Source organism: Escherichia sp. SCLE84, from assembly GCF_012584495.1.
Taxonomy (GTDB): Bacteria; Pseudomonadota; Gammaproteobacteria; order Enterobacterales; family Enterobacteriaceae; genus ECMA0423.
Genome location: NZ_CP051430.1, coordinates 3,289,072 through 3,314,935 on the forward strand (window position 1 = coordinate 3,289,072; position 25,864 = coordinate 3,314,935).

General features: G+C 51.5%; 25 protein-coding genes, 1 tRNA gene and 1 pseudogene. 18 read left to right on the forward strand and 9 right to left on the reverse strand.

Annotated elements, in window-relative coordinates:
* The first annotated feature begins 153 nt into the window (after positions 1-153).
* Together HGD79_RS15970 and HGD79_RS15975 are read left to right on the forward strand one after the other, a co-directional pair.
* A complete protein-coding gene (locus HGD79_RS15970) occupies positions 154-1,869 on the forward strand; it encodes a solute:sodium symporter family transporter (RefSeq protein WP_001087135.1) in 1,716 nt (571 codons plus the stop codon).
* The gene (locus HGD79_RS15975; RefSeq protein WP_000828483.1) at positions 1,866-3,359 is read left to right on the forward strand and encodes a sulfatase-like hydrolase/transferase; all 1,494 of its coding nucleotides are present in this window, start codon (positions 1,866-1,868) and stop codon (positions 3,357-3,359) included. The genes HGD79_RS15970 and HGD79_RS15975 overlap by 4 nt, the downstream gene beginning before the upstream one ends.
* A 46-nt stretch (positions 3,360-3,405) precedes the next feature.
* Here HGD79_RS15975 and yidI read toward each other — a convergent pair whose 3' ends face one another.
* The gene (gene yidI / locus HGD79_RS15980) at positions 3,406-3,855 is read right to left on the reverse strand and encodes a protein YidI (protein WP_000511287.1); all 450 of its coding nucleotides are present in this window, start codon (positions 3,853-3,855) and stop codon (positions 3,406-3,408) included.
* Positions 3,856-3,964: 109 nt separating this feature from the next.
* On the opposite strand from yidI, the gene HGD79_RS15985 reads away from it, so the two are divergent.
* From HGD79_RS15985 to HGD79_RS15995, 3 genes are read left to right on the forward strand one after another with little or no spacing between them, the layout of a single operon-like run.
* A complete protein-coding gene (locus HGD79_RS15985; protein WP_000703959.1) occupies positions 3,965-4,312 on the forward strand; it encodes a YidH family protein in 348 nt (115 codons plus the stop codon).
* The gene (locus HGD79_RS15990; protein ID WP_001113432.1) at positions 4,302-4,664 is read left to right on the forward strand and encodes a DUF202 domain-containing protein; all 363 of its coding nucleotides are present in this window, start codon (positions 4,302-4,304) and stop codon (positions 4,662-4,664) included. The genes HGD79_RS15985 and HGD79_RS15990 overlap by 11 nt, the downstream gene beginning before the upstream one ends.
* On the forward strand, positions 4,661-5,158 hold the full coding sequence (locus tag HGD79_RS15995; RefSeq protein WP_000148063.1) for a radical SAM protein: 498 nt from the start codon (positions 4,661-4,663) through the stop codon (positions 5,156-5,158). The genes HGD79_RS15990 and HGD79_RS15995 overlap by 4 nt, the downstream gene beginning before the upstream one ends.
* A gap of 7 nt (positions 5,159-5,165) precedes the next feature.
* Here HGD79_RS15995 and emrD read toward each other — a convergent pair whose 3' ends face one another.
* Entirely contained in the window at positions 5,166-6,350 is a 1,185-nt protein-coding gene (gene emrD / locus HGD79_RS16000; RefSeq protein ID WP_000828746.1) for a multidrug efflux MFS transporter EmrD, read from the reverse strand.
* A gap of 81 nt (positions 6,351-6,431) precedes the next feature.
* On the opposite strand from emrD, the gene ysdE reads away from it, so the two are divergent.
* A complete protein-coding gene (gene ysdE / locus HGD79_RS26675; protein WP_211180519.1) occupies positions 6,432-6,506 on the forward strand; it encodes a protein YsdE in 75 nt (24 codons plus the stop codon).
* Positions 6,507-6,768: 262 nt separating this feature from the next.
* Here ysdE and tisB read toward each other — a convergent pair whose 3' ends face one another.
* A complete protein-coding gene (tisB, locus tag HGD79_RS16005) occupies positions 6,769-6,858 on the reverse strand; it encodes a type I toxin-antitoxin system toxin TisB (protein WP_000060506.1) in 90 nt (29 codons plus the stop codon).
* Positions 6,859-7,421: 563 nt separating this feature from the next.
* On the opposite strand from tisB, the gene ivbL reads away from it, so the two are divergent.
* The 7 genes from ivbL (at position 7,422) to uhpT (ending at position 14,633) form a co-directional block, all read left to right on the forward strand.
* Positions 7,422-7,520, forward strand: a complete 99-nt coding sequence (gene ivbL, locus HGD79_RS16010; protein WP_001315912.1) for an ilvB operon leader peptide IvbL — start codon at positions 7,422-7,424, stop codon at positions 7,518-7,520.
* 105 nt (positions 7,521-7,625) lie between these two features.
* The gene (gene ilvB, locus HGD79_RS16015; RefSeq protein ID WP_000168480.1) at positions 7,626-9,314 is read left to right on the forward strand and encodes an acetolactate synthase large subunit; all 1,689 of its coding nucleotides are present in this window, start codon (positions 7,626-7,628) and stop codon (positions 9,312-9,314) included.
* 3 nt (positions 9,315-9,317) lie between these two features.
* Positions 9,318-9,608, forward strand: coding sequence for an acetolactate synthase small subunit (gene ilvN, locus HGD79_RS16020; RefSeq protein WP_001181706.1), 291 nt, complete (start codon positions 9,318-9,320; stop codon positions 9,606-9,608).
* A 74-nt stretch (positions 9,609-9,682) separates the two neighbouring features.
* Positions 9,683-10,273 carry a transcriptional regulator UhpA gene (gene uhpA / locus HGD79_RS16025; protein ID WP_000633668.1) on the forward strand — a complete coding sequence of 197 codons (591 nt, stop codon included), beginning with the start codon at positions 9,683-9,685 and terminating at the stop codon, positions 10,271-10,273.
* Positions 10,273-11,775, forward strand: coding sequence for a signal transduction histidine-protein kinase/phosphatase UhpB (gene uhpB, locus HGD79_RS16030; protein ID WP_168848437.1), 1,503 nt, complete (start codon positions 10,273-10,275; stop codon positions 11,773-11,775). The genes uhpA and uhpB overlap by 1 nt, the downstream gene beginning before the upstream one ends.
* Positions 11,776-11,784: 9 nt before the next feature.
* Positions 11,785-13,104, forward strand: a complete 1,320-nt coding sequence (gene uhpC / locus HGD79_RS16035; RefSeq protein WP_000936565.1) for an MFS transporter family glucose-6-phosphate receptor UhpC — start codon at positions 11,785-11,787, stop codon at positions 13,102-13,104.
* 137 nt (positions 13,105-13,241) lie between these two features.
* Positions 13,242-14,633 carry a hexose-6-phosphate:phosphate antiporter gene (gene uhpT / locus HGD79_RS16040; RefSeq protein ID WP_000879194.1) on the forward strand — a complete coding sequence of 464 codons (1,392 nt, stop codon included), beginning with the start codon at positions 13,242-13,244 and terminating at the stop codon, positions 14,631-14,633.
* Between the two features lie 44 nt (positions 14,634-14,677).
* Here the strand turns inward: uhpT and adeD are convergent, their stop codons facing one another.
* Positions 14,678-16,444, reverse strand: a complete 1,767-nt coding sequence (gene adeD / locus HGD79_RS16045; protein WP_001065694.1) for an adenine deaminase — start codon at positions 16,442-16,444, stop codon at positions 14,678-14,680.
* A 174-nt stretch (positions 16,445-16,618) separates the two neighbouring features.
* Here adeD and adeQ point away from each other — a divergent pair, with 174 nt between their 5' ends.
* The 3 genes from adeQ to nepI all read left to right on the forward strand — a co-directional run bounded on the left by adeQ (position 16,619) and on the right by nepI (position 19,859).
* Complete coding sequence (gene adeQ, locus HGD79_RS16050) at positions 16,619-17,953, forward strand: adenine permease AdeQ (RefSeq protein ID WP_021534572.1); 1,335 nt, start codon at positions 16,619-16,621, stop codon at positions 17,951-17,953.
* Between the two features lie 52 nt (positions 17,954-18,005).
* Positions 18,006-18,458, forward strand: coding sequence for a DUF1198 domain-containing protein (locus tag HGD79_RS16055; RefSeq protein WP_001295241.1), 453 nt, complete (start codon positions 18,006-18,008; stop codon positions 18,456-18,458).
* A gap of 210 nt (positions 18,459-18,668) precedes the next feature.
* The gene (gene nepI / locus HGD79_RS16060) at positions 18,669-19,859 is read left to right on the forward strand and encodes a purine ribonucleoside efflux pump NepI (RefSeq protein ID WP_001288549.1); all 1,191 of its coding nucleotides are present in this window, start codon (positions 18,669-18,671) and stop codon (positions 19,857-19,859) included.
* A gap of 40 nt (positions 19,860-19,899) precedes the next feature.
* Here nepI and yicS read toward each other — a convergent pair whose 3' ends face one another.
* A complete protein-coding gene (yicS, locus tag HGD79_RS16065) occupies positions 19,900-20,193 on the reverse strand; it encodes a protein YicS (protein ID WP_000805509.1) in 294 nt (97 codons plus the stop codon).
* 221 nt (positions 20,194-20,414) lie between these two features.
* On the opposite strand from yicS, the gene nlpA reads away from it, so the two are divergent.
* On the forward strand, positions 20,415-21,233 hold the full coding sequence (gene nlpA, locus HGD79_RS16070; protein WP_000779426.1) for a lipoprotein NlpA: 819 nt from the start codon (positions 20,415-20,417) through the stop codon (positions 21,231-21,233).
* A 3-nt stretch (positions 21,234-21,236) separates the two neighbouring features.
* Here nlpA and HGD79_RS16075 read toward each other — a convergent pair whose 3' ends face one another.
* From HGD79_RS16075 to HGD79_RS16090, 4 genes and pseudogenes are all read right to left on the reverse strand, one after another.
* Positions 21,237-22,160, reverse strand: a complete 924-nt coding sequence (locus tag HGD79_RS16075) for a carboxylate/amino acid/amine transporter (RefSeq protein ID WP_168848438.1) — start codon at positions 22,158-22,160, stop codon at positions 21,237-21,239.
* Between the two features lie 110 nt (positions 22,161-22,270).
* Positions 22,271-23,455: a sugar efflux transporter gene (locus HGD79_RS16080; RefSeq protein WP_001172889.1), complete on the reverse strand. Its 1,185-nt coding sequence runs from the start codon at positions 23,453-23,455 to the stop codon at positions 22,271-22,273.
* Positions 23,456-23,851: 396 nt separating this feature from the next.
* Positions 23,852-24,013 (reverse strand): annotated as a pseudogene (gene rhuM / locus HGD79_RS26680) (RhuM family protein); the annotation flags it as partial.
* 78 nt (positions 24,014-24,091) lie between these two features.
* Positions 24,092-24,186 (reverse strand) — tRNA-Sec (locus HGD79_RS16090).
* Positions 24,187-24,478: 292 nt separating this feature from the next.
* On the opposite strand from HGD79_RS16090, the gene HGD79_RS16095 reads away from it, so the two are divergent.
* The gene (locus tag HGD79_RS16095; RefSeq protein ID WP_000834439.1) at positions 24,479-25,861 is read left to right on the forward strand and encodes a glycoside-pentoside-hexuronide family transporter; all 1,383 of its coding nucleotides are present in this window, start codon (positions 24,479-24,481) and stop codon (positions 25,859-25,861) included.
* The last annotated feature ends 3 nt before the right edge of the window (positions 25,862-25,864 follow it).

Below are 25,864 nucleotides of genomic sequence, written 5' to 3' on the forward strand. Positions count from 1 at the left end.
CGGCGAATTATGCTCACAACCTGAACTTAACAGAAAACAATCCGTTCAGGGATACGACGTTTGTATTTTAAGAATCTGACTGCCTGACCCGACGCATTTTACCTCTCCCTATATTCATGCGTCCGGGACATAAACATAAATAAGGGCTATGAGATGAATTCGTTACAAATCTTGAGTTTTGTCGGTTTTACGCTGCTGGTGGCGGTGATCACCTGGTGGAAGGTCCGCAAAACAGATACCGGATCGCAACAAGGCTATTTTCTTGCCGGACGTTCACTAAAAGCGCCGGTTATTGCCGCTTCGTTAATGCTAACCAACCTTTCCACGGAACAACTGGTCGGCCTTTCCGGGCAGGCCTACAAAAGCGGCATGTCGGTGATGGGCTGGGAAGTGACTTCAGCGGTGACGCTGATCTTCCTCGCGCTAATCTTTTTACCGCGCTATCTGAAGCGCGGCATTGCCACCATCCCCGATTTTCTGGAGGAACGTTATGATAAAACGACGCGTATTATCATCGACTTCTGCTTCCTCATTGCCACCGGCGTCTGCTTTCTGCCGATTGTTCTCTACTCCGGCGCGTTGGCGCTCAACAGCCTGTTTCACGTCGGGGAATCGCTACAGATTTCTCACGGTGCGGCTATCTGGCTACTGGTAATTTTGCTTGGTCTGGCGGGAATTTTGTATGCGGTGATCGGCGGACTGCGCGCAATGGCAGTGGCGGACTCCATCAACGGTATTGGGCTGGTTATCGGCGGGTTGATGGTGCCGGTATTTGGCCTGATCGCGATAGGCAAGGGCAGCTTTATGCAGGGCATTGAGCAACTCACCACCGTTCACGCCGAGAAATTAAACTCAATCGGTGGCCCGACCGATCCCTTGCCGATTGGCGCGGCATTTACCGGTTTGATTCTGGTGAACACCTTTTACTGGTGTACAAATCAGGGCATCGTGCAACGCACGCTGGCGTCAAAAAGCCTGGCGGAAGGGCAAAAGGGGGCGCTGTTAACGGCGGTGCTGAAAATGCTCGACCCGCTGGTACTGGTGCTGCCAGGGTTGATTGCGTTTCATCTGTATCAGGATTTACCGAAAGCCGACATGGCCTACCCGACGCTGGTCAATAACGTTCTGCCAGTGCCAATGGTGGGTTTCTTCGGCGCGGTGTTATTTGGTGCGGTGATCAGTACCTTCAACGGCTTTCTGAATAGCGCCAGTACGTTATTCAGTATGGGTATTTACCGTCGCATCATTAACCAGAATGCCGAGCCGCAGCAGCTGGTCACCGTCGGGCGCAAATTTGGTTTCTTTATCGCTATCGTTTCGGTGCTGGTCGCGCCGTGGATCGCCAACGCGCCGCAGGGGCTGTATAGCTGGATGAAACAGCTCAACGGCATTTACAACGTGCCGCTGGTTACCATCATCATTATGGGCTTTTTCTTCCCGCGCATCCCGGCGCTGGCGGCAAAAGTGGCGATGGGGATTGGCATAATCAGCTACATCACCATCAACTATCTGGTGAAGTTCGACTTCCATTTCCTCTATGTGCTGGCCTGTACGTTCTGCATCAACGTGGTCGTGATGCTGGTGATCGGTTTTATCAAACCGCGCGCCACGCCGTTCACCTTCAAAGATGCGTTTGCGGTGGACATGAAACCGTGGAGAAACGTCAAGATCGCGTCAATTGGCATCCTGTTCGCGATGATTGGCGTCTATGCCGGGCTGGCTGAATTCGGCGGCTACGGTACGCGCTGGTTAGCGATGATCAGTTATTTCATTGCCGCCGTAGTGATTGTCTACCTGATTTTTGACAGCTGGCGGCATCGTCACGACCCAGCCGTAACCTTTACTCCCGACGCGAAGGATAGCCTATGAAACGCCCCAATTTTCTGTTCATCATGACCGATACCCAGGCCACCAATATGGTCGGTTGCTATAGCGGTAAACCGCTGAATACGCAAAATATTGATAGTCTGGCGGCGGAAGGTATTCGCTTTAATTCCGCCTACACCTGTTCACCGGTTTGTACGCCTGCACGCGCCGGACTATTTACCGGTATCTACGCTAACCAGTCCGGCCCGTGGACCAACAACGTCGCGCCAGGCAAAAACATCTCCACTATGGGGCGCTACTTTAAGGATGCCGGCTATCACACCTGTTACATCGGCAAATGGCATCTCGACGGTCATGACTATTTCGGCACTGGCGAGTGTCCGCCGGAGTGGGACGCTGATTACTGGTTCGATGGGGCGAACTACCTTAGCGAACTGACGGAAAAAGAGATCAGCCTGTGGCGCAATGGCCTAAACAGCGTTGAGGATTTACAGGCGAACCATATCGACGAAACCTTCACCTGGGCGCACCGCATCAGCAATCGGGCGGTAGATTTTCTGCAACAGCCCGCGCGCGCCGAGGAACCCTTCCTGATGGTGGTTTCGTATGATGAGCCGCATCACCCGTTCACCTGTCCGGTGGAGTATTTAGAGAAATACGCTGATTTTTACTACGATCTGGGCGAGAAAGCTCAGGATGACCTGGCGAACAAACCGGAACATCACCGCTTATGGGCGCAGGCGATGCCATCGCCAGTCGGTGATGACGGGCTTTATCACCATCCGCTCTATTTTGCCTGTAATGACTTTGTTGATGACCAAATCGGACGGGTCATCAATGCCTTAACGCCAGAGCAACGTGAAAATACGTGGGTCATTTATACTTCCGATCACGGCGAAATGATGGGCGCACATAAGCTGATCAGTAAAGGAGCGGCGATGTATGACGACATCACCCGTATTCCGCTGATCATCCGTTCGCCGCAAGGGGAGCGGCGACAGGTCGATACGCCAGTCAGTCATATCGATTTACTGCCGACAATGATGGCGCTGGCAGATATTGAAAAACCAGAGATTCTGCCGGGGGAAAATATCCTTGCCGTGAAAGAGCCACGCGGTGTAATGGTGGAATTTAACCGCTACGAGATTGAGCATGACAGCTTTGGCGGTTTTATTCCGGTGCGTTGCTGGGTGACGGATGACTTTAAACTGGTACTCAACCTCTTCACCAGTGATGAACTTTACGATCGCCGTAATGACCCAAATGAAATGCATAACCTGATCGATGATATCCGTTTTGCAGACGTTCGCAGCAAAATGCATGACGCCTTATTGGATTACATGGACAAAATTCGCGATCCGTTCCGCAGTTACCAATGGAGCCTGCGTCCGTGGCGTAAAGATGCACTGCCGCGCTGGATGGGGGCATTTCGTCCACGCCCACAAGATGGCTATTCGCCGGTGGTACGTGACTATGACACCGGCCTACCGACGCAAGGAGTGAAAGTGGAAGAGAAAAAACAGAAGTTCTGACGATAATGCCCGCTGATGAACACCCGGCGGGCATTATTCAGGCTGCTTAAACCAGTGAACCGCCGGTCAGGAAGGAAAAAATCAGGAATATCAGCAAAATGCTGCACACGATGCCGATACCAAAAAGCAAGGTATGGAAAGCCAGCGTCCCGCCGCCAAAAACCAGCGCGCCGCGAATGCCCCAGCGATTTTCCTTACGCATACCGCCAATAAATGCGCAAAGTAGCGCAGCAATGGCCAGTGCGATACCGCTTTGATCGAGGATTTTATCGACATCTACGTCCTCTTTTTTCTCCACGGTGGTAATTTTTTCGCCTTTTATTCCGGCGAGAAGACCTCTTTTAATTTCAGCCGTTTTGTCCGCCACGATGCTTTCAAACGTTGGCGGTGGTGCGGAAAAAGGGCCGAATGAAAAGTGGATAATCCCCATCATTAAAGCGATGGCACCGAACAGCATGCCCAATGAACTGATTTTATTTTGAGCTATGATACCCATCTGACCTCCTTGTAGCGGATGGCGAAAGCATATCAGGAAACGGGCGGACGAAATTCTTAAAAAAAAACCGCTAAAGGTAGAGCGTTAGTGAAATTGCAAAGGAGCAACAATGAAAATTTCCCGCCTTGGAGAAGCGCCCGATTACCGCTTCTCGCTGGCTAATGAGCGTACTTTTCTGGCGTGGATCCGTACCGCACTAGGATTTCTGGCGGCGGGGGTTGGGCTTGATCAACTTGCGCCAGATTTCGCCACGCCCGTCATTCGTGAACTGCTGGCGTTGTTGTTGTGTCTGTTTTCCGGCGGGTTAGCGATGTATGGCTACCTGCGCTGGTTACGCAATGAAAAAGCGATGCGTCTGAAAGAGGACCTGCCCTACACCAACAGCTTATTAATCATTAGCTTAATATTGATGGTCGTGGCGGTGATCGTTATGGGACTGGTGTTGTATGCCGGATAGCCGCAAAGCCAGACGCATTGCCGACCCAGGACTGCAGCCGGAGCGCACATCACTGGCGTGGTTTCGTACCATGCTGGGCTACGGCGCGTTGATGGCGTTGGCTATCAAACACAACTGGCACCAGGCGGGCATGTTATTCTGGATTTCGATTGGCATTCTCGCCATCGTGGCGCTGATCCTCTGGCACTACACCCGTAATCGCAATTTAATGGATGTCACGAATAGCGATTTTTCCCAATTTCACGTAGTCCGTGACAAATTTTTGATCTCCCTCGCGGTGTTATCTCTCGCAATACTGTTTGCTGTAACGCATATACATCAACTTATCGTATTTATTGAGAGAGTCGCATGACAGGAAGTCAGGTCATTGATGCTGAAGAGGACAGGCATAAACTGGTTGTAGAGTACAAGGATGCTCTGCAACCTGCCGATTTTTATCACAATTTCAAACAGCGGGGCATCCGCTCCGTACAGCTCATTCCCTATCTTGAATTTGATGACCGGGGCGATCTGACGGCCGCTTCGGTGACAGCAGAGCTGTGGGGGAAATTTTTAATTGCCCTGTTCGAGTGTTGGGTGCGGGCAGATATCAGTCGTATCTCGATTGAGCTTTTTGACGCCACCTTACAAAAATGGTGTGGCAGCGAAAACCCGCAACCGCGCCGTGACTGCCAGGCGTGCGACTGGCATCGCCTGTGCCCGCACGCTCGCCAGGAGACGCCAGACAGCGTGCTTTGTGCGGGCTATCAGGCGTTTTATTCTTACTCCGCACCGCATATGCGGGTGATGCGTGATCTGATAAAGCAGCATCGTTCTCCCATGGAGCTGATGACGATGCTGCGGTGACGTGCGCTTAAACGGGCTGCCCCTGATGCGACATCCGCGTCGCCAGCGGCAGCCAGCACAGCACGATCAACAATCCCATTAAGGTCATCAACAACCCCAGGCTGCCCTGACCGGTTTGCGGCAACATCGCAGAGAGCGACGCCAGCACGCCGGAACCAATGTTTTGCAGACCGCCGACCAGCGCGCCAGCCGTGCCCGCCAGGAAGGGGAACGGCTCCATCGCGCCGCTGGTCGCCAGCGGAAACAGCATCCCGGCACCGAAAAAGAACAGCGCGGCGGGAACGAGCAGCGTCCAGACATTCATCACGCCAAACCAGTCGGGGATCCACATCAGCAAGCCAGCCAGCAGGCAGCAGATAACCGACTGCCACATTAACGTGGAGAAGCGTTTATTGGGACGTCCGGCAAACCATGCGCCAAAAAACGCTGCCGGAATCGGCAGAATAAACAAAATACTGACCGTCATACTGCTCAGCCCTAACACCGCGCCCATCAGCACGCCGGAGCAGGCTTCAAAGGCGGCAATCCCGGCCAGACCGCCAATCAGCATCAGCAAATAACAGTTAAAACCGCTGTTACCGAAAAGCGTTTTATAACTGGTAAGCAGGCGCGTGCGCGGTGCATCGACCGGACGCGTTTCCGGCATCCAGCGGGCCATACTGAAGGTCACACCAGCACAAAGAACCAACAAAAAGAGATAACAGGCGCGCCAGTTCCACATCGTATCCAGCAGACCGCCGATTAGCGGTGCGAGCAACGGGCTGACGAGAATCCCCATGTTTAACAGGCTGTTAGCATGGCGCAACTGTGTCCGTTCATATAAATCTCGCGGCAAAGTACGCGCCATTACGCCGCCAACGCCGGTGCCCATCCCCTGCATCGCGCTGGCGGCAATCAACACCGTCAAACTGGAGGTCGTGACCGCGACCAGCGTTGCCAGCATAAAAATGGACATTCCGACGAGGATCACCGGTCGGCGGCCCACGCGGTCGGAAATCGGGCCATAAAACAGCTGTGAGACACCGTAAGTCAGCAGATAAGCGCCCATTACGCTCTGCACCGCCCCTTCACGGACGTTGAGATCGCGCGCCATATCGGCAATAGCTGGAATATAAATGGTTTGCGCCATCTGACCGACGGCCACGAGTAATACCAACATCAATAACAAATTGACGTTTCTTTGCCTTTTCATTATCACGGATGCTTTTATAAAAATAATTAGAATAAGTCACTACGCATTCCCATAAATGCGGGAGAGGAATCTATCACATTGATGAATGTTAGCCAGATATACGCCAGGAATGGGGAATTGTTTAGCGGCAGAATATGTAAACAAAAGCGGCAATAAATGTTGCCGGGAGGGATTACGTGCGAACTGTAACCCTCTCCCCAAAGGGGCGAGGGGGAAACCACCGTTCCCTTTCAGAAAATGAGCTAAACATTGCACGGGACGGTCCCCTCGCCCCTTTGGGGAGAGGGCTAGGGTGAGGGGCACAGGCAGCGCAGGTGCAAACATTCTGCTGGTAGAAGAAGCCCCCAACTCCAACCCGCACGCTAAATATAAAAGGGGAGCGGTTACCCGCTCCCCTTTGGTGCGACTTGAATCTGAATTACTTCAGGTATTTCAGAACAGCATCAAGCAGTTGCAGTGCTGCAACAATGAGTTTGAGGATAAGAATGGCGATATCCACCAGGCTCATACGCGTCTCCTGTGGTTCAGGAGCACTGCCAGCTGACGTACCTTTCCGCTGCCTGTTGCCAGCTGTTGTGCACGCGGTATCTTAAGGAGAAACGTTGTGCTTGTTGACATAACACAGTGTGCTCACGCGGGGTTAAGGCGCTGACGGCACCACCCGTTTCAGCCAGGACTTAGTGCGCCGGGTAACGATGCGGCCCCCGCATAACACATTGCGTACAGTGATATTATAGAAGTTTACTGTATAAATAAACAGTAATATTGGACAAAACGCAAACTGTGATCGATACTCAACTATGCCCTAAATACGTCAAAATTCGTGCCGAAATTGCGCGTTCTGCGCGGAACACGTATACTTTCAGTGTTGACATAATACAGTGTGCTTTGCGGTTACCAGCCGCAGGCGGCTGATGAAACCTCGCTCCGGCGGGGTTTTTTGTTACCTGCAATTCAGTACAAAACGTGATCAGCCCCTCAATTTTCCCTTGCTGAAAAATTTTCCATTGTCTCCCCTGTAAAGCTGTGCTTGTATAAATATTGTTAAACACAAAACCAACAAGGTCCCCAATGACTACTTCCATGTTCAACGCAAAACTACTACCAACTGCGCTATCCGCCGCAGTGGTCGTCGTGCGTGTGGTGGTGGTCGTCGGCAATGCGCCGTAGGGACTGGAACAACACACGATTCCAAAACCCCGCCGGCGCAAACCGGGCGGGGTTTTTCGTTTAAGCACCTCCCGGAAAGTCGGCCCAGAAGAAAAGGACTGGAGCATGGCAAGTTCGGGCACAACATCGACGCGTAAGCGCTTTACCGGCGCAGAATTTATCGTTCATTTCCTGGAACAGCAGGGCATTAAGATTGTGACGGGCATTCCGGGCGGTTCTATCCTGCCTGTTTACGATGCCTTAAGCCAAAGCACGCAAATCCGCCATATTCTGGCCCGTCATGAACAGGGCGCGGGATTTATCGCTCAGGGGATGGCGCGCACCGACGGTAAACCGGCGGTCTGTATGGCCTGTAGCGGACCGGGTGCGACTAACCTGGTGACCGCCATTGCCGATGCGCGGCTGGACTCCATCCCGCTGATTTGCATCACCGGTCAGGTTCCCGCCTCGATGATCGGCACCGACGCCTTCCAGGAAGTGGACACCTACGGCATCTCTATCCCCATCACCAAACACAACTATCTGGTCAGACATATCGAAGAACTCCCGCAGGTCATGAGCGATGCCTTCCGCATTGCGCAATCAGGCCGCCCAGGCCCGGTGTGGATAGACATTCCTAAGGATGTGCAAACGGCAGTTTTTGAGATTGAAACACAGCCCGCTATGGCAGAAAAAGCCGCCGCCCCCGCCTTTAGCGAAGAAAGCATTCGTGACGCAGCGGCGATGATTAACGCTGCCAAACGCCCGGTGCTTTATCTGGGCGGCGGTGTGATCAATGCGCCCGCACGGGTGCGTGAACTGGCGGAGAAAGCGCAACTGCCTACCACCATGACTTTAATGGCGCTGGGCATGTTGCCAAAAGCGCATCCGTTGTCGCTGGGTATGCTGGGGATGCACGGCGTGCGCAGCACCAACTATATTTTGCAGGAGGCGGATTTGTTGATAGTGCTCGGTGCGCGTTTTGATGACCGGGCGATTGGCAAAACCGAGCAGTTCTGTCCGAATGCCAAAATTATTCATGTCGATATCGATCGCGCAGAGCTGGGTAAAATCAAGCAGCCGCATGTGGCGATTCAGGCGGATGTTGATGACGTGCTGGCGCAATTGATCCCGCAGGTGGAAGCGCAACCGCGTGCAGAGTGGCACCAGTTGGTAGCGGATTTGCAGCGCGAATTCCCGTGTCCAATCCCGAAAGCGTGCGATCCATTAAGCCATTACGGCCTGATCAACGCCGTTGCCGCCTGTGTCGATGACAATGCGATTATCACCACCGATGTGGGTCAGCATCAGATGTGGACCGCGCAAGCTTATCCGCTCAATCGCCCACGCCAGTGGCTGACCTCCGGTGGGCTGGGCACGATGGGTTTTGGCCTGCCTGCGGCGATTGGCGCGGCGCTGGCGAACCCGGATCGCAAAGTGTTGTGTTTCTCCGGCGACGGCAGCCTGATGATGAATATTCAGGAGATGGCGACCGCCAGTGAAAATCAGCTGGATGTCAAAATCATTCTGATGAACAACGAAGCGCTGGGGCTGGTGCATCAGCAACAGAGTCTGTTCTACGAGCAAGGCGTTTTTGCCGCCACCTATCCGGGAAAAATCAACTTTATGCAGATTGCCGCCGGATTCGGCCTCGAAACCTGTGATTTGAATAACGAAGCCGATCCGCAGGCTGCATTGCAGGAAATCATCAATCGCCCTGGCCCGGCGCTGATCCATGTGCGCATTGATGCCGAAGAAAAAGTTTACCCGATGGTGCCGCCAGGTGCGGCGAATACTGAAATGGTGGGGGAATAAGCCATGCAAAACACAACTCATGACAACGTGATTCTGGAGCTCACCGTTCGCAACCATCCGGGCGTAATGACCCACGTTTGTGGCCTTTTTGCCCGCCGCGCTTTTAACGTTGAAGGCATTCTTTGTCTGCCGATTCAGGACAGCGACAAAAGCCATATCTGGCTACTGGTCAATGACGACCAGCGTCTGGAGCAGATGATAAGCCAAATCGATAAGCTGGAAGATGTGGTGAAAGTGCAGCGTAATCAGTCCGATCCGACTATGTTTAACAAGATTGCGGTGTTTTTTCAGTAACCGCTCAAGGCTTGAACAACATCGCGCTTATCGTTAAGGTAAGCGCGTTTTTTTTTACCCGCCAGGACAAGACCATGATCACCGTTGCCCTTATAGACGATCACCTCATCGTCCGCTCCGGCTTTGCGCAGCTGCTGGGGCTGGAACCTGATTTGCAGGTAGTTGCCGAGTTTGGTTCGGGGCGCGAGGCGCTGGCGGGGCTGCCGGGGCGCGGTGTGCAGGTGTGTATTTGCGATATCTCCATGCCCGATATCTCCGGTCTGGAACTGCTAAGCCAGCTGCCGAAAGGTATGGCGACAATAATGCTCTCTGTTCATGACAGTCCGGCGCTGGTTGAGCAGGCGCTTAACGCGGGGGCACGCGGCTTTCTCTCCAAACGCTGTAGCCCTGACGAACTGATTGCGGCGGTGCATACGGTTGCCACGGGCGGCTGTTATCTGACGCCGGATATTGCCATTAAACTGGCATCCGGTCGTCAGGACCCGCTAACCAAACGCGAACGGCAGGTGGCGGAAAAACTGGCGCAAGGAATGGCGGTGAAAGAGATTGCTGCCGAACTGGGCTTGTCGCCGAAAACGGTGCACGTCCATCGCGCCAACCTGATGGAAAAACTGGGTGTCAGTAACGACGTAGAGCTGGCGCGCCGCATGTTTGATGGCTGGTGATGAAGACGTTGTTCTCCCGCTTAATTACCGTTATTGCCTGCTTTTTTATCTTCTCTGCCGCATGGTTTTGCCTGTGGAGTATCAGCCTGCACCTGGTTGAGCGCCCTGATATGGCGGTGCTGTTATTTCCGTTTGGTCTGCGTCTGGGGCTAATGCTGCAATGCCCGCGCGGATACTGGCCGGTGCTGCTGGGCGCGGAGTGGCTGCTGATTTACTGGCTAACGCAGGCGGTCGGTTTAACCCATTTTCCGTTATTGATGATCGGTAGTTTACTGACGTTACTGCCCGTGGCGCTGATCTCGCGCTATCGCCATCAGCGTGACTGGCGCACCTTGCTGTTACAGGGTGCGGCGTTAACGGCGGCGGCGTTGTTGCAGTCGCTGCCCTGGCTTTGGCACGGCAAAGAGTCGTGGAATGCGCTGTTGCTGACTTTAACTGGCGGCCTGATGCTGGCCCCGATATGTCTGGTGTTCTGGCACTATCTCGCCAATAACACCTGGCTGCCGCTCGGCCCGTCACTGGTTTCTCAACCGATCAACTGGCGCGGGCGGCATCTGGTCTGGTACTTGCTGTTGTTTGTTATTAGTCTCTGGCTCCAGTTGGGATTGCCGGACGAACTGTCGCGCTTTACGCCATTCTGCCTGGCGCTGCCGATTATCGCGCTGGCCTGGCACTACGGTTGGCAAGGGGCGCTGATCGCGACGTTGATGAACGCCATCGCGCTGATCGCCAGTCAAACCTGGCGCGATCATCCGGTGGATTTATTGCTCTCGTTGCTGGTGCAAAGTCTGACAGGGTTGTTACTGGGCGCTGGCATCCAGCGGTTGCGTGAACTTAACCAGTCGCTGCAAAAGGAACTGGCGCGCAATCAGCATCTGGCTGAACGGTTGCTGGAAACCGAAGAGAGCGTGCGTCGTGATGTGGCGCGTGAGCTGCATGATGATATCGGTCAGACCATCACTGCTATTCGTACTCAGGCGGGCATTGTTCAGCGGCTGGCGGCAGATAACGCCAGCGTGAAGCAGAGCGGGCAGCTCATCGAACAACTATCGCTGGGCGTTTACGACGCGGTGCGCCGTTTGTTGGGTCGGTTACGTCCGCGCCAGTTGGATGATCTCACCCTGGAGCAGGCCATCCGCTCACTGATGCGGGAAATGGAGCTGGAAGGGCGCGGTATTGTCAGCCATCTCGAATGGCGAATCGATGAATCAGCATTAAGTGAAAACCAGCGCGTGACGCTGTTTCGTGTCTGCCAGGAAGGGCTGAACAACATTGTGAAACATGCTGATGCCAGCGCGGTCACGCTGCAAGGCTGGCAGCAGGATGAACGGTTGATGCTGGTTATTGAAGACGATGGCAGCGGTTTGCCGCCGGGTTCCGGGCAACAAGGTTTTGGCCTCACCGGAATGCGCGAGCGCGTAACGGCGCTGGGTGGCACATTACACATTTCCTGTCTGCACGGCACGCGTGTCAGCGTTTCTCTACCTCAACGCTATGTCTAAGGTTTGATGATGTTGCCGTTTCTGAAAGCGCCTGCCGATGCGCCATTAATGACTGATAAATATGAAATTGATGCCCGCTATCGCTACTGGCGTCGGCATATTCTGCTGACCATCTGGCTGGGTTATGCGCTGTTTTACTTCACGCGGAAAAGTTTTAACGCCGCCGTACCAGAAATCCTTGCTAACGGCGTGCTCAGCCGTAGCGATATCGGCCTGTTAGCGACCCTGTTTTACATTACCTATGGCGTGTCGAAGTTTGTCTCCGGCATTGTCAGCGATCGCTCAAATGCCCGTTATTTTATGGGGATAGGGCTTATCGCCACGGGCATTATCAACATTCTGTTTGGCTTCTCGACGTCGCTATGGGCGTTTGCCGTGCTCTGGGTGCTGAACGCCTTTTTCCAGGGCTGGGGTTCACCGGTGTGTGCGCGTCTGTTAACGGCCTGGTATTCACGTACCGAGCGCGGCGGTTGGTGGGCATTATGGAACACGGCGCATAACGTCGGCGGCGCACTCATTCCCATTGTGATGGCAGCGGCTGCGCTGCATTACGGCTGGCGTGCCGGGATGATGATTGCTGGTTGTATGGCGATAGTCGTGGGGATTTTTCTCTGCTGGCGGCTACGCGATCGCCCGCAGGCGTTAGGTTTACCGGCGGTCGGTGAATGGCGACACGACGCGCTGGAAATTGCTCAACAACAAGAAGGGGCAGGGTTGACGCGTAAAGAGATCCTCACCAAATATGTGTTGCTGAATCCGTATATCTGGCTGCTTTCGTTTTGCTATGTGCTGGTCTATGTGGTCCGGGCGGCGATCAACGACTGGGGCAATTTGTATATGTCCGAGACACTGGGCGTCGATCTGGTCACGGCGAATACGGCAGTGACGATGTTTGAACTGGGCGGATTTATCGGTGCGCTGGTAGCCGGTTGGGGCTCGGACAAATTGTTTAACGGCAACCGAGGGCCGATGAATTTGATTTTCGCCGCCGGAATTTTGCTTTCAGTCGGCTCCCTGTGGCTGATGCCATTTGCCAGCTACGTGATGCAGGCAACCTGCTTCTTCACCATTGGTTTTTTTGTCTTTGGCCCACAGATGTTAATCGGTATGGCGGCGGCAGAGTGTTCCCACAAAGAGGCGGCAGGGGCGGCGACGGGGTTTGTCGGCTTGTTTGCTTATCTGGGGGCGTCGCTTGCTGGTTGGCCGCTGGCGAAAGTACTCGATACCTGGCACTGGAGCGGATTTTTTGTGGTTATCTCTATCGCCGCCGGGATTTCCGCACTGCTGTTACTGCCCTTTTTGAACGCCCAGGCACCGCGCGAAGCGTGATGCATCTCACCTTTTCACTTCATATCCGGCAAAACTAAGAAATTTTCCAGGTTTTGCCTGGACGCTATCTCAGGCCTGATTTGCTGCTGATTTTTACAATGCATGCCTCACGCAGGTATTCATTTCAGGAGTAACCCATGCTGGCTTTCTTAAACCAGGTTCGCAAGCCGACCCTGGACCTTCCGCTCGAAGTGCGGCGCAAAATGTGGTTCAAACCGTTCATGCAATCCTACCTGGTGGTCTTTATCGGCTACCTGACGATGTACCTGATTCGCAAGAACTTTAACATCGCGCAGAACGACATGATCTCGACCTACGGGTTGAGCATGACGCAGCTGGGGATGATCGGCCTGGGTTTCTCCATCACTTATGGCGTGGGTAAAACGCTGGTTTCCTACTACGCCGACGGCAAAAACACCAAACAATTCCTGCCGTTCATGCTGATCCTGTCTGCCATTTGTATGCTGGGCTTCAGTGCCAGTATGGGCAGCGGCTCGGTTAGCCTGTTCCTGATGATTGCCTTCTACGCCTTAAGCGGCTTTTTCCAGAGTACCGGCGGTTCGTGCAGTTACTCCACCATCACCAAATGGACGCCGCGTCGTAAACGCGGGACATTCCTCGGTTTCTGGAATATTTCTCACAACCTTGGCGGTGCAGGCGCAGCAGGTGTGGCGCTGTTCGGGGCAAATTACCTGTTCGATGGCCATGTCATCGGCATGTTTATCTTCCCGTCGATTATCGCGCTGATTGTCGGTTTTATCGGCCTGCGTTACGGCAGCGACTCCCCGGAATCTTATGGCCTCGGCAAAGCTGAAGAACTGTTCGGCGAGGAGATCAGCGAAGAGGACAAAGAGACAGAATCTACCGATATGACCAAGTGGCAGATCTTTGTTGAGTATGTGCTGAAAAACAAAGTGATCTGGCTGCTGTGCTTCGCCAACATTTTCCTCTATGTGGTACGTATTGGTATCGACCAGTGGTCAACCGTATACGCGTTCCAGGAACTGAAACTCTCTAAAGCGGTGGCGATTCAGGGCTTTACGCTGTTTGAAGCTGGTGCGCTGGTCGGTACGCTGCTGTGGGGCTGGCTCTCTGACCTGGCGAACGGTCGCCGTGGCCTGGTGGCCTGCATCGCGCTGGCGCTGATTATCGCCACGCTCGGTGTGTATCAACATGCCAGCAACGAATATATCTATCTGGCTTCTCTCTTTGCGTTGGGTTTCCTGGTCTTTGGCCCGCAATTGTTGATTGGTGTGGCTGCTGTTGGCTTTGTACCTAAAAAAGCGATTGGCGCTGCCGATGGTATTAAAGGCACCTTTGCTTACCTGATTGGTGACAGCTTTGCCAAGTTAGGTCTGGGAATGATTGCCGATGGGACGCCGGTATTCGGCCTTACCGGCTGGGCAGGCACCTTCGCCGCACTTGATATCGCCGCGATTGGTTGTATCTGCCTGATGGCGATAGTGGCGGTGATGGAAGAACGCAAAATCCGCCGCGAGAAAAAAATTCAGCAGTTGACAGTGGCATAAACGTAACTGGTGACTTTTGCCCGGCATGACGCCGGGCTTTTTTATTATTCCGTGACTTCCAGCGTAGTGAAGGCAAACTTCTCGCCATCAAATAGCCCCTGACTGGTTAGTTTTAGCGCGGGGATCACTGGCAGAGAAAGAAACGCCATCTGAATAAACGGCTCATCGGGTAACGGACCGCATTCACGGGCGGCGGCTTTCAAGGCGTCAATTTGTTCCGCCAGCAACTGCGCCGTGTCGGTGCTCATCAGGCCGGCAATGGGCAACGGCAGATGACTTTGGACCTGGCCGTTACGTACCACGCACAGCCCGCCGCCATCCTGAATCACCTGATTGACCGCCAGCGCCATCTCTTCGGCACTGCGACCGATCACCACAATATTATGGCTGTCATGGCTGACCGTCGCAGCCAGCGCACCTTCATTCAGTCCAAAGCCGCCAAGCAAACCACAAGCCGGAGCCAGCCGTTGCCCGTAACGCTCAAGTACGGCAATAAAGCTCACATCATCGCGATCAAAACCATTTTCGCTGTAGACGCTGGAGTGGGAGTGCGTAATCAATTCGTTATGGATGACGTCAATGACCCGATAGCGTTTTCCGGGCGTAAATTGCAGGGCAAAGTCGCTGGCGGAAACTGGCTGGCGGGCAATGGTGTTGCCATATGGCGGAGCGGATTGTGCCAGTCTCGCCGACTCTTCCGCCTGTAAGGTTTGCGCATCAATCGGCTCGCCTTTCACCAGTACCTGCTGCACCGTGACCTTACGCGCATCGCTCAACAGGACGATATCGGCCTGCTTGCCGGGTGCCAGTAAGCCGAGGTGATTCAGACCAAAGTGGCGCGCCGTCGACCAGCTGGCGACGCGATATGCCACATGCAGCGGCACATTGTGTTGTTCGATCAGGCGGCGAATTAAGGCATCGATGTGTCCTTCATGGGCGATCTCCCACGGGTTACGGTCATCGGTACAGAGCATGCATTGCGGGCTGTTAAATTCGTTGATCAACGGTGCCAGCGCGTTGAGATTGCGGGCAGCGGACCCTTCGCGGATCATCAACGACATGCCGAGTTGTAATTTCCGGCGTCCTTCTTCCAGCTGATAACTTTCGTGGCAGTTTTCAATACCCGCAGTAATATAGGCGTTAAGTTCTTTACCACCCAAACCCGGGCAGTGACCGTCCAGCGTCAGGTGGCGAAATGCATCCAGTTTATCGAGCAGCGCATTCTGCCCGCTAATTACGCCAGGGTAGTCCATCATTTCTGCAAGGCCGGTAACCTGCGGATGGTCCCGCCAGGCGAGCATCTGTTCAAGGGTAAAACTGGCACCGTTAACATCGCAGCCTTCCAGGGCGGGTACGCAAGAGCTGACCTGTAAGTACTGGTTTTGCCTTGCCTGTTCGGCACAGCGGGCAAACCAGGCGAATCCGGCTTCTCCCATCACGTTGACGATTTCATGAGGGTCGCAAATAACGGTCGTCAGGCCGCGCGGCAGGGTAGCGGTTTCAAAAGTGACCGGCGTCATCATGCTGGATTCAATATGCAGGTGAGCATCAATAAACCCTGGCACCGCCGTTGCGCCGCGAGCATCAATCCGCTGCAAAGCCGGAGCATCAGCGTATTCTGCGCCAACACCGGCAATGTAACGTCCTTTAATCACAATTGGGCCGGAAATTTCTCCGCCATTGATCAGGTCGAGAATAGAGACATTATCAATAATATAATCGGCAACAGCGTCGCCACGGGAAACGGCTAACAATTCCTGGTATTCAGCCCGGCTAATGTGATGAAATTTATGGTTAATAGAATTATTCATATTTTTCTCATTTTGATTTTATCAATTTGATTATTATTTATCATAAAGAAACGTCGCGAGATTATTAAAGAATATCCATTAATGTGCAATTGAAATGTGATAATTATCACTGAACCGTTGTTGTCATTTGTTTTACAAAAGCAAGGGATTAAATCTCCTCCAATGGACAAAAAAATGAATAATGACAATACCGATTACGTGAGTAATGAATCAGGGACGCTTTCGCGATTATTTAAACTACCTCAGCATGGGACCTCCGTCCGCACAGAATTGATTGCGGGGATGACCACTTTTTTAACCATGGTGTACATCGTTTTTGTGAACCCGCAAATCCTCGGCGCGGCACAAATGGACCCGAAAGTGGTGTTTGTTACCACCTGTTTGATTGCCGGTATCGGCAGTATTGCGATGGGGATATTTGCTAACTTACCCGTGGCGCTGGCTCCGGCAATGGGGCTGAACGCCTTCTTTGCCTTCGTGGTCGTGGGGGCGATGGGCATCTCCTGGCAGACCGGGATGGGCGCAATATTCTGGGGCGCAGTTGGACTATTTTTGCTCACGCTGTTTCGTATCCGGTACTGGATGATCTCCAACATTCCCTTAAGTTTACGTATTGGTATCACCAGCGGAATTGGATTATTTATCGCCTTAATGGGATTAAAAAATACTGGCGTTATTGTCGCCAATAAAGACACGCTGGTGATGATTGGCGATTTAAGTTCTCACGGCGTGTTGTTAGGTATTTTAGGGTTTTTTATTATAACCGTGTTGTCATCACGTCATTTTCATGCCGCGGTGCTGGTTTCTATTGTGGTGACGTCTTGCTGTGGATTATTTTTCGGTGATGTTCATTTTAGCGGCGTCTATTCCATTCCGCCTGATATTAGCGGCGTCATTGGTGAAGTAGATTTGAGCGGCGCGTTAACACTTGAACTCGCCGGTATCATTTTCTCCTTTATGCTGATCAACCTATTTGATTCATCAGGAACATTAATTGGTGTAACTGATAAAGCGGGCTTAATAGATGGTAACGGTAAATTCCCCAATATGAATAAGGCGCTGTATGTTGATAGCGTCAGTTCGGTGGCGGGTGCGTTTATCGGCACCTCGTCTGTTACTGCCTATATTGAAAGTACTTCTGGTGTGGCAGTCGGTGGCCGCACGGGGCTGACTGCGGTTGTGGTTGGCGTTATGTTCCTGTTGGTTATGTTCTTCTCACCGCTGGTGGCGATGGTTCCTCCTTACGCAACCGCCGGAGCGTTAATCTTTGTTGGCGTGCTGATGACTTCGAGCCTGGCGCGCGTTAACTGGGATGATTTTACCGAATCGGTGCCTGCGTTTATTACCACGGTGATGATGCCCTTTACTTTCTCGATCACCGAAGGGATTGCACTCGGCTTTATGTCGTACTGCATCATGAAAGTGTGCACCGGGCGCTGGCGCGATCTGAACCTGTGTGTGGTGGTGGTCGCAGCTCTGTTTGCACTGAAGATTATTCTGGTGGATTAGTAACTGGCGAGGGTTTCCAGATATCATGAGTTCTGATTACGCAGGAGAACTCATGATCTGGATAATGCTCGCCACGCTGGCGGTAGTGTTTGTGGTTGGTTTTCGGGTGCTGACATCCGGGGCCAGAAAAGCGATTCGCCGTCTCAGCGATCGGCTGAATATCGATGTCGTACCCGTGGAGTCGATGGTCGATCAAATGGGAAAGTCAGCCGGTGACGAATTTTTACGTTATTTGCATCGCCCGGATGAGTCGCACCTGCAAAACGCCGCGCAGGTGTTGCTCATCTGGCAAATTGTCATTGTCGATGGTAGCGAACAGAACCTGCTGCAATGGCATCGGATTTTACAAAAAGCCCGTCTTGCCGCGCCGATTACCGATGCTCAGGTCAGGCTGGCGCTGGGTTTTCTGCGCGAAACCGAACCTGAAATGCAGGATATTAATGCTTTTCAGATGCGCTATAACGCGTTCTTTCAGCCTGCCGAGGGCGTTCACTGGCTGCATTAAAACCGCTTCGTCTTATCAGCCTACAGACCGCGCCTGACCTGTCGGGTGGATAAGACGTTCACGCCGCATCCGGTAATCTTTGCCCTGTTCCGTTTCGATCTTAACTCCAGCTCAAGCAACACCGTAAAAGTTGCAAAAACGTTAAATGCGTCACACATTTCAATGTTAAAGTGGTCGGCTTTTCCCCTGAAACATGCCACGGGTAACACCATGAGTGAATTTATTGCCGAAAACCGCGGCGCGGATGCCATCACCCGACCGAACTGGTCAGCCGTTTTCTCGGTGGCGTTTTGCGTCGCCTGTCTGATTATCGTTGAGTTTTTGCCCGTCAGTTTGTTGACGCCTATGGCCCAGGATTTAGGCATTTCGGAAGGGGTTGCCGGGCAATCGGTGACCGTGACCGCCTTTGTGGCAATGTTTGCCAGTTTGTTTATTACCCAGACAATTCAGGCCACTGACCGCCGCTACGTTGTTATTTTGTTTGCCGTTTTGCTGACGCTCTCCTGTTTGCTGGTTTCCTTTGCCAACTCATTCAGTTTGCTTTTAATCGGTCGTGCCTGTCTGGGGCTGGCGCTGGGCGGGTTCTGGGCGATGTCGGCGTCGCTGACCATGCGTCTGGTACCGCCGCGTACGGTGCCGAAGGCGCTGTCGGTGATCTTCGGCGCGGTTTCTATTGCGCTGGTGATTGCCGCGCCGTTGGGCAGTTTTTTAGGCGAGCTTATCGGTTGGCGCAATGTCTTTAATGCGGCGGCGGTGATGGGCGTGTTGTGTATTTTCTGGATTATCAAATCATTGCCTTCACTGCCAGGCGAACCCTCGCATCAGAAACAAAATACTTTCCGCTTATTACAACGTCCGGGTGTGATGGCAGGGATGATCGCCATCTTCATGTCTTTCGCCGGGCAGTTTGCTTTCTTCACGTATATTCGCCCGGTGTATATGAACCTGGCGGGATTCGGCGTGGATGGCTTAACGCTGGTGCTGTTGAGTTTTGGTATCGCCAGCTTTATTGGTACGTCGCTTTCGTCGTTCATTCTTAAACGTTCGGTAAAACTGGCCTTAGCAGGCGCGCCGTTAATACTGGCTGTGAGTGCGTTGGTACTGACGTTGTGGGGAAGCGATAAAATCGTTGCTACCGGCGTGGCGATTATCTGGGGGCTAACTTTTGCATTGGTTCCCGTCGGCTGGTCAACGTGGATCACCCGCTCGCTGGCCGATCAGGCAGAAAAAGCCGGGTCTATTCAGGTGGCGGTTATTCAGCTTGCTAATACCTGTGGCGCGGCAATCGGCGGTTATGCGCTGGATAATATTGGTCTGACTTCGCCGTTGATGTTGTCCGGCACATTGATGTTGCTGACTGCATTGTTGGTTACTGCAAAGGTGAAAATGAAGAAATCCTGATATCAGGTAAAGAAGCGTTGGTCAGTAGTTGTTGCTGTTCTTACATATCCGGGCATTCTACCTTACCCAACGCTTCCCAATAATTGCTCTGATTATTACGTTCCATCGCCACGATGGCCTCGCGTATATGTTGTTTATTGTTTTCATCTGACAACATTAACTTTTCCCACGCTTCATCTGATAATGACGCCTGTGGCGTGCAAATTTTACGTAAATCTTGTAATACCGTGGTTTTCTCTTTTGCGGACTGCAGTGAGCTAAAAGGCGACTCGGCGTATACGATGCCTGGCATAGCGAAAAAAGTGAAAATAAGCAGTAGTGTCGTTGGTTTCATGGATTCAACCTTTTACAAATGTGTATCGAATGAAGCATAAGTGTAGTTTGCTTTCATCGCTCTCATCATGCTGTACGAAACGCGCTTGCGTGGTCAGTAAGAAGTGCCAGACTTTATATTCCACTTTTATTCCTTTTTATTCTTATCGATAGCGTTTCGTTTTTTAAACCGCAGCGACCTTACCGCTATAGTCAGGTAATCATTAATAAAAGGATAAAAAAATGAAACTGACAACACATCATCTACGGACAGGGGCCGCATTATTGCTGGCCGGAATTCTGCTGGCAGGTTGCGACCAGAGTAGCAGCGATGCAAAACACATTAAAGTTGGCGTTATAAATGGCGCAGAACAAGATGTCGCGGAAGTCGCTAAAAAGGTGGCAAAAGAGAAATATGGCCTCGATGTTGAACTGGTAGGATTTAGCGGTTCGTTGCTACCGAACGATGCGACAAATCATGGCGAACTTGATGCGAATGTCTTCCAGCATCGACCCTTTCTTGAACAAGATAATCAGGCGCATGGTTATAAACTGGTAGCGGTGGGAAATACGTTTGTCTTCCCTATGGCGGGTTATTCCAAAAAAATCAAAACCGTGGCGCAAATAAAAGAAGGCGCGACAGTGGCGATCCCCAACGACCCGACCAACCTTGGTCGCGCACTTTTACTGTTGCAAAAAGAGAAGCTAATTACTCTGAAAGAGGGAAAAGGGTTATTACCTACCGCGCTGGATATAACCGATAATCCTCGTCATTTGCAGATTATGGAACTCGAGGGGGCGCAGCTTCCGCGCGTACTGGATGATCCCAAAGTTGATGTAGCGATTATCAGTACCACTTACATTCAGCAGACAGGGCTTTCTCCGGTGCACGACAGCGTATTTATTGAAGATAAGAATTCGCCGTATGTGAATATTTTGGTGGCACGGGAAGATAATAAGAATGCAGAAAACGTGAAGGAATTTCTGCAATCTTATCAATCACCCGAAGTCGCTAAAGCGGCAGAAACCATTTTTAACGGTGGCGCGGTGCCTGGCTGGTAATTCTCACTCATGCCGCGCCGGACGATTTATTTTTCTGGCGCGGCGACGGGAATCCATTGAAATCAAAATCACCGATGACAGAATCAGCAGCGTTCCCAGCCAGTCCGGTAATGTGAACGTGATCCCCAGCAACAGCAAAGAGAGTAGCGCGCTACTTAATGGTTCTGCACAGCTCAAAATGCTGGCTTTTGGACCGCCAATTAATTGTGCTCCTTTCAGGTACAGACTAAATGTCAGGGACGTACCAATGACCACCAAATAAAAAAACGCCAGAATCAAACTGCCGTTAACGACAAAGTTTGTTCCTTGTCTGGCATAAAAAGGCAACAGAATCAGACCGCCAATCAGCATACTCCAGCCGACGACTGGTAACGTGCCATAGCGGGCAATTAGCGTTGAGGGATAGGTGGTATAGAATGCAGCAGCAAATGCCGAGGCAATGCCCCAGAACAACGCGGCAGGAGAGATCGATAATGACGTCGGATTACCGTGTGTCACCAATAAAAAAGTCCCGACCAGCGATGTCAAAATAGCGCAGAAAACCAGAATGCCCGGGCGCGATTTATGCACCAGTGAGAACCAGGCGACGATAATCGTCGGTGAGAGGAATTGCAGCACCGTTGCCGTGGCTGCGTTCGATTTTTCGATGGTTAGCAAAAAAGTGAGCTGTACAGTTAGCGCGCCAACCACGGAAAAAATCAGCAGGCTAATGGCATCTTTATGATTGTTAATAATAGAAAAGATTTTATCGCCATGAACAAATGACAGCGTCAGTAGAATCAAACCGGCGAATATCAAACGCGTCATAGTCAAAAACTGCGACGACATCTGGCTTTGCTCCATGATGTATTGCGCGCAGACCCCTGAACTTCCCCACAACACGGCGGCAATCAGAACGTTCAGCATCCCCTTTCTGGTGGAACCCATTTTTCCCTCTGCATACTGTTTTGTCGTTTATGTATGCAGGCATGATAGCAAAAATGGCGAGGATGGCTCTGTTTGCGCCACGCCGATTTTTCTTAGCCCAGACTGGTGAGCTAAATATCTTTAATAAACAGCAGGCAAATCATCGCAATACCCAACATCCCTATCGCCAGCCAGAACAACGCATGGTAGCTCCAGATTTCAACCATAATTCCGTCAACAGAGCCGGCGATAATCCAGCCGACGCGTGAAGTATTTGCATATAACGTTGTCGCAGAGCCTATTTTTTCAGGCATCAAGTCCTGAAAATAAAGCATGCCGATACCACAGAGAATACCAAGGAAGATGGCATTAAGAATTTGCAATTCCAGCTCAACCGCCGGAGTCGTCGCCATGAGTACGCTGGCGTAAAAACACATTCCACTCACGATAGCAATGAGCATTAATAGCCGCTTGCCAATACGTTTCATGTAATAGCCTGCGATTAACATCATCGGAATTTCCAGACCGGCAGCGATACCAATCATTTCTCCAGCCAGTTTATCGGTTAGATGCAGTTCATCAATAATAAATAGCGGCATATTTATCATGTAGAGATTATTCGCCGCCCACATCATTGAACAGACCACAAAAAGTAGCCGCGTATCCCGCTTCCTGTGGGTGGAGGGTAAAATTTCTACGGGTTGGGTAACGACAGGAATATTTCTTTGTATTGATGGCAAAAACAACCAGACTATCAGTCCGCAAACAACAAATGCGATGGCAGCGGTGAGATACATCACTTTAAAACTAAATCCCATTGCCAGTTCATAAGCAAGCGGTGGCCCGATAACCCAGGCAAGCGAGATCTGAGCACGTAAAAATGTACTGAACATAACCGTCTCACGGCCTGTTCTGTCGGCGTGTTCACGGGCGAGGGCGAACATTTGCGAGTTTGCGGTAGAAGCAAAACTACTCAGAAGTACGCCCGTTGAGAGCAGAATGAAGTAGTTGCGATTCCACGCAAAAAGCGTGCAGGCCAGCACTCCAAATAAGCAACATAGCAGAATCAGTAATTTACGGTCGCCTTGTTTATCGGAGTGCCTTGCCAGAAATTGACTGACCAGAATTCCCATAATAGCGCTACCGGTGAAGAAAAAACCTACCATTATAGGACGGGCTTTCAGTTCATCTGCGAGGAATATACTTAGGGTAGGAGTCTGAAGAGCGCCCGCAATACCCGTCAGAAAGGCGACAAGTAAAAATGCCGCGGCAGTGAGATCAAGTATTTTTGATGGAGTGGTAGCCGTTTTTTGCATTCTTCTGAATCACCGGGCGAAAAAATATAACTGAGTTACAAATAAGTACCAGTCGAATGAGTATTGTATTAAGAATTTTTGAGTATCGCTGATACAACCAGAAAGCAATGCTAGCGCAATATTATAGGGCCAGCAATTGAGATTATTAGCAAAAGCATGTTAAGAATTAATTACCGAATTTATATATTAATTATAGTAAGGCAATGAGCTATTTTTGATAGTAAAAATAAAACAAGTTGATTTGATATATTAAATGAACAAATTAATCTTGATGGCAGTCTGATTATTGGTGAAGTTTATAGTCAGTTTTTTTCGCCAGCGGTTAAAGAAATAGAATAGTCGTATAAAAAAGGGTGTTCTGGGGCGAGTAAAACAACATCTTCACCTTAATGGCGATACAGTTGGCTGAGAGTCAGCAGGGGGGCAAATCACCTGCAAATAAACACGGCGCATACTGGCGTGAATATCGCGGATGCGTTCGAGGACAGAAGAACCGACAGGCGGATTCTTCAGCCGCTCATCGTCCATCACAAAACCTTAGACCAGGTATTCCTGAAGCCGATTGAATATTGAGCAGTAGAAAATATCTGGATTGACAGTATTACAAGGGGTTGGAGAACGTCAGGAGAGGCATTTTGGCGGAAGATCACAGGAGTCGAACCTGCCCGGGACCGCTGGCGGCCCCAACTGGATTTGAAGTCCAGCCGCCTCACCGGAGACGACGATCTTCCGCGCCTCGATTGCTACATGGAGGCGGGGCGCATTATAGCTACTTCCTTGAGTTTCTACATCCCCCAGATCAGTTTTTTCCGCCTAATACACGCAGCGTATTATCACGAAAGCATTATAGTTCATATAAAACCTATATTTTACAATGATATATGAGCGAAATTAACGCTACCACGATCACATAAAACAAGAATCATAAATTAATAACCAGATATCGGAATATTCGCTCTCACAGGGATGGTTTACAAAATGCGTTATCGGTCTCAGCACCCCTATAGCATCAAGGAAAAGCAGATGAAGAGTGAAGTGTTGTCCGTTAAAGAGAAAATTGGTTATGGCATGGGAGACGCCGCCAGCCACATTATTTTCGATAACGTAATGTTATATATGATGTTCTTTTATACCGATATTTTTGGCATTCCTGCCGGTTTTGTCGGAACCATGTTTTTGGTCGCTCGTGCACTGGATGCGATTTCCGATCCTTGCATGGGGTTGTTGGCCGATCGAACGCGCTCTCGCTGGGGTAAATTTCGTCCGTGGGTACTGTTTGGCGCACTGCCATTCGGGATCGTCTGTGTACTGGCCTATAGCACGCCAGATCTCAGTATGAACGGCAAAATGATCTATGCAGCAATTACTTACACCCTACTTACCTTACTTTATACCGTCGTCAATATCCCTTACTGCGCATTGGGTGGTGTAATCACCAATGACCCGACTCAGCGTATCTCGCTGCAATCCTGGCGTTTTGTGCTGGCGACCGCGGGAGGCATGCTTTCTACTGTTCTGATGATGCCACTGGTTAATTTAATTGGCGGTGATAATAAACCACTCGGTTTCCAGGGCGGTATCGCGGTCCTTTCCGTGGTGGCATTCATGATGCTGGCATTTTGTTTCTTCACCACTAAAGAACGCGTTGAAGCACCACCTACAACAACGTCTATGCGGGAAGATTTACGTGATATCTGGCAAAACGACCAGTGGCGGATTGTCGGTTTACTAACCATTTTCAATATCCTGGCGGTGTGCGTACGCGGTGGGGCGATGATGTATTACGTCACATGGATTTTGGGCACGCCGGAAGTGTTTGTCGCTTTTCTCACCACTTATTGCGTGGGTAACCTGATTGGTTCCGCACTGGCAAAACCTCTGACCGACTGGAAATGTAAAGTCACTATCTTCTGGTGGACGAACGCCCTGCTGGCAGTGATTAGCCTCGCGATGTTCTTTGTTCCCATGCAGGCCAGCATCACTATGTTTGTCTTCATCTTCGTGATTGGTGTGTTGCATCAACTGGTGACACCTATCCAGTGGGTAATGATGTCCGATACCGTCGACTACGGCGAGTGGTGCAATGGTAAACGCCTGACCGGGATCAGTTTTGCTGGCACGCTGTTTGTGCTCAAACTGGGGTTGGCCTTCGGCGGCGCTCTTATCGGCTGGATGCTGGCTTATGGCGGATATGATGCGGCAGAAAAAGCGCAGAACAGCGCCACGATTAGCATCATTATTGCGCTATTCACGATTGTTCCGGCGATCTGTTATTTGCTGAGCGCGATTATCGCTAAACGCTACTACTCACTCACGACGCACAATCTGAAAACCGTTATGGAACAGCTGGCTCAGGGTAAACGCCGTTGCCAGCAACAATTCACCTCTCAAGAAGTGCAGAACTAAGGA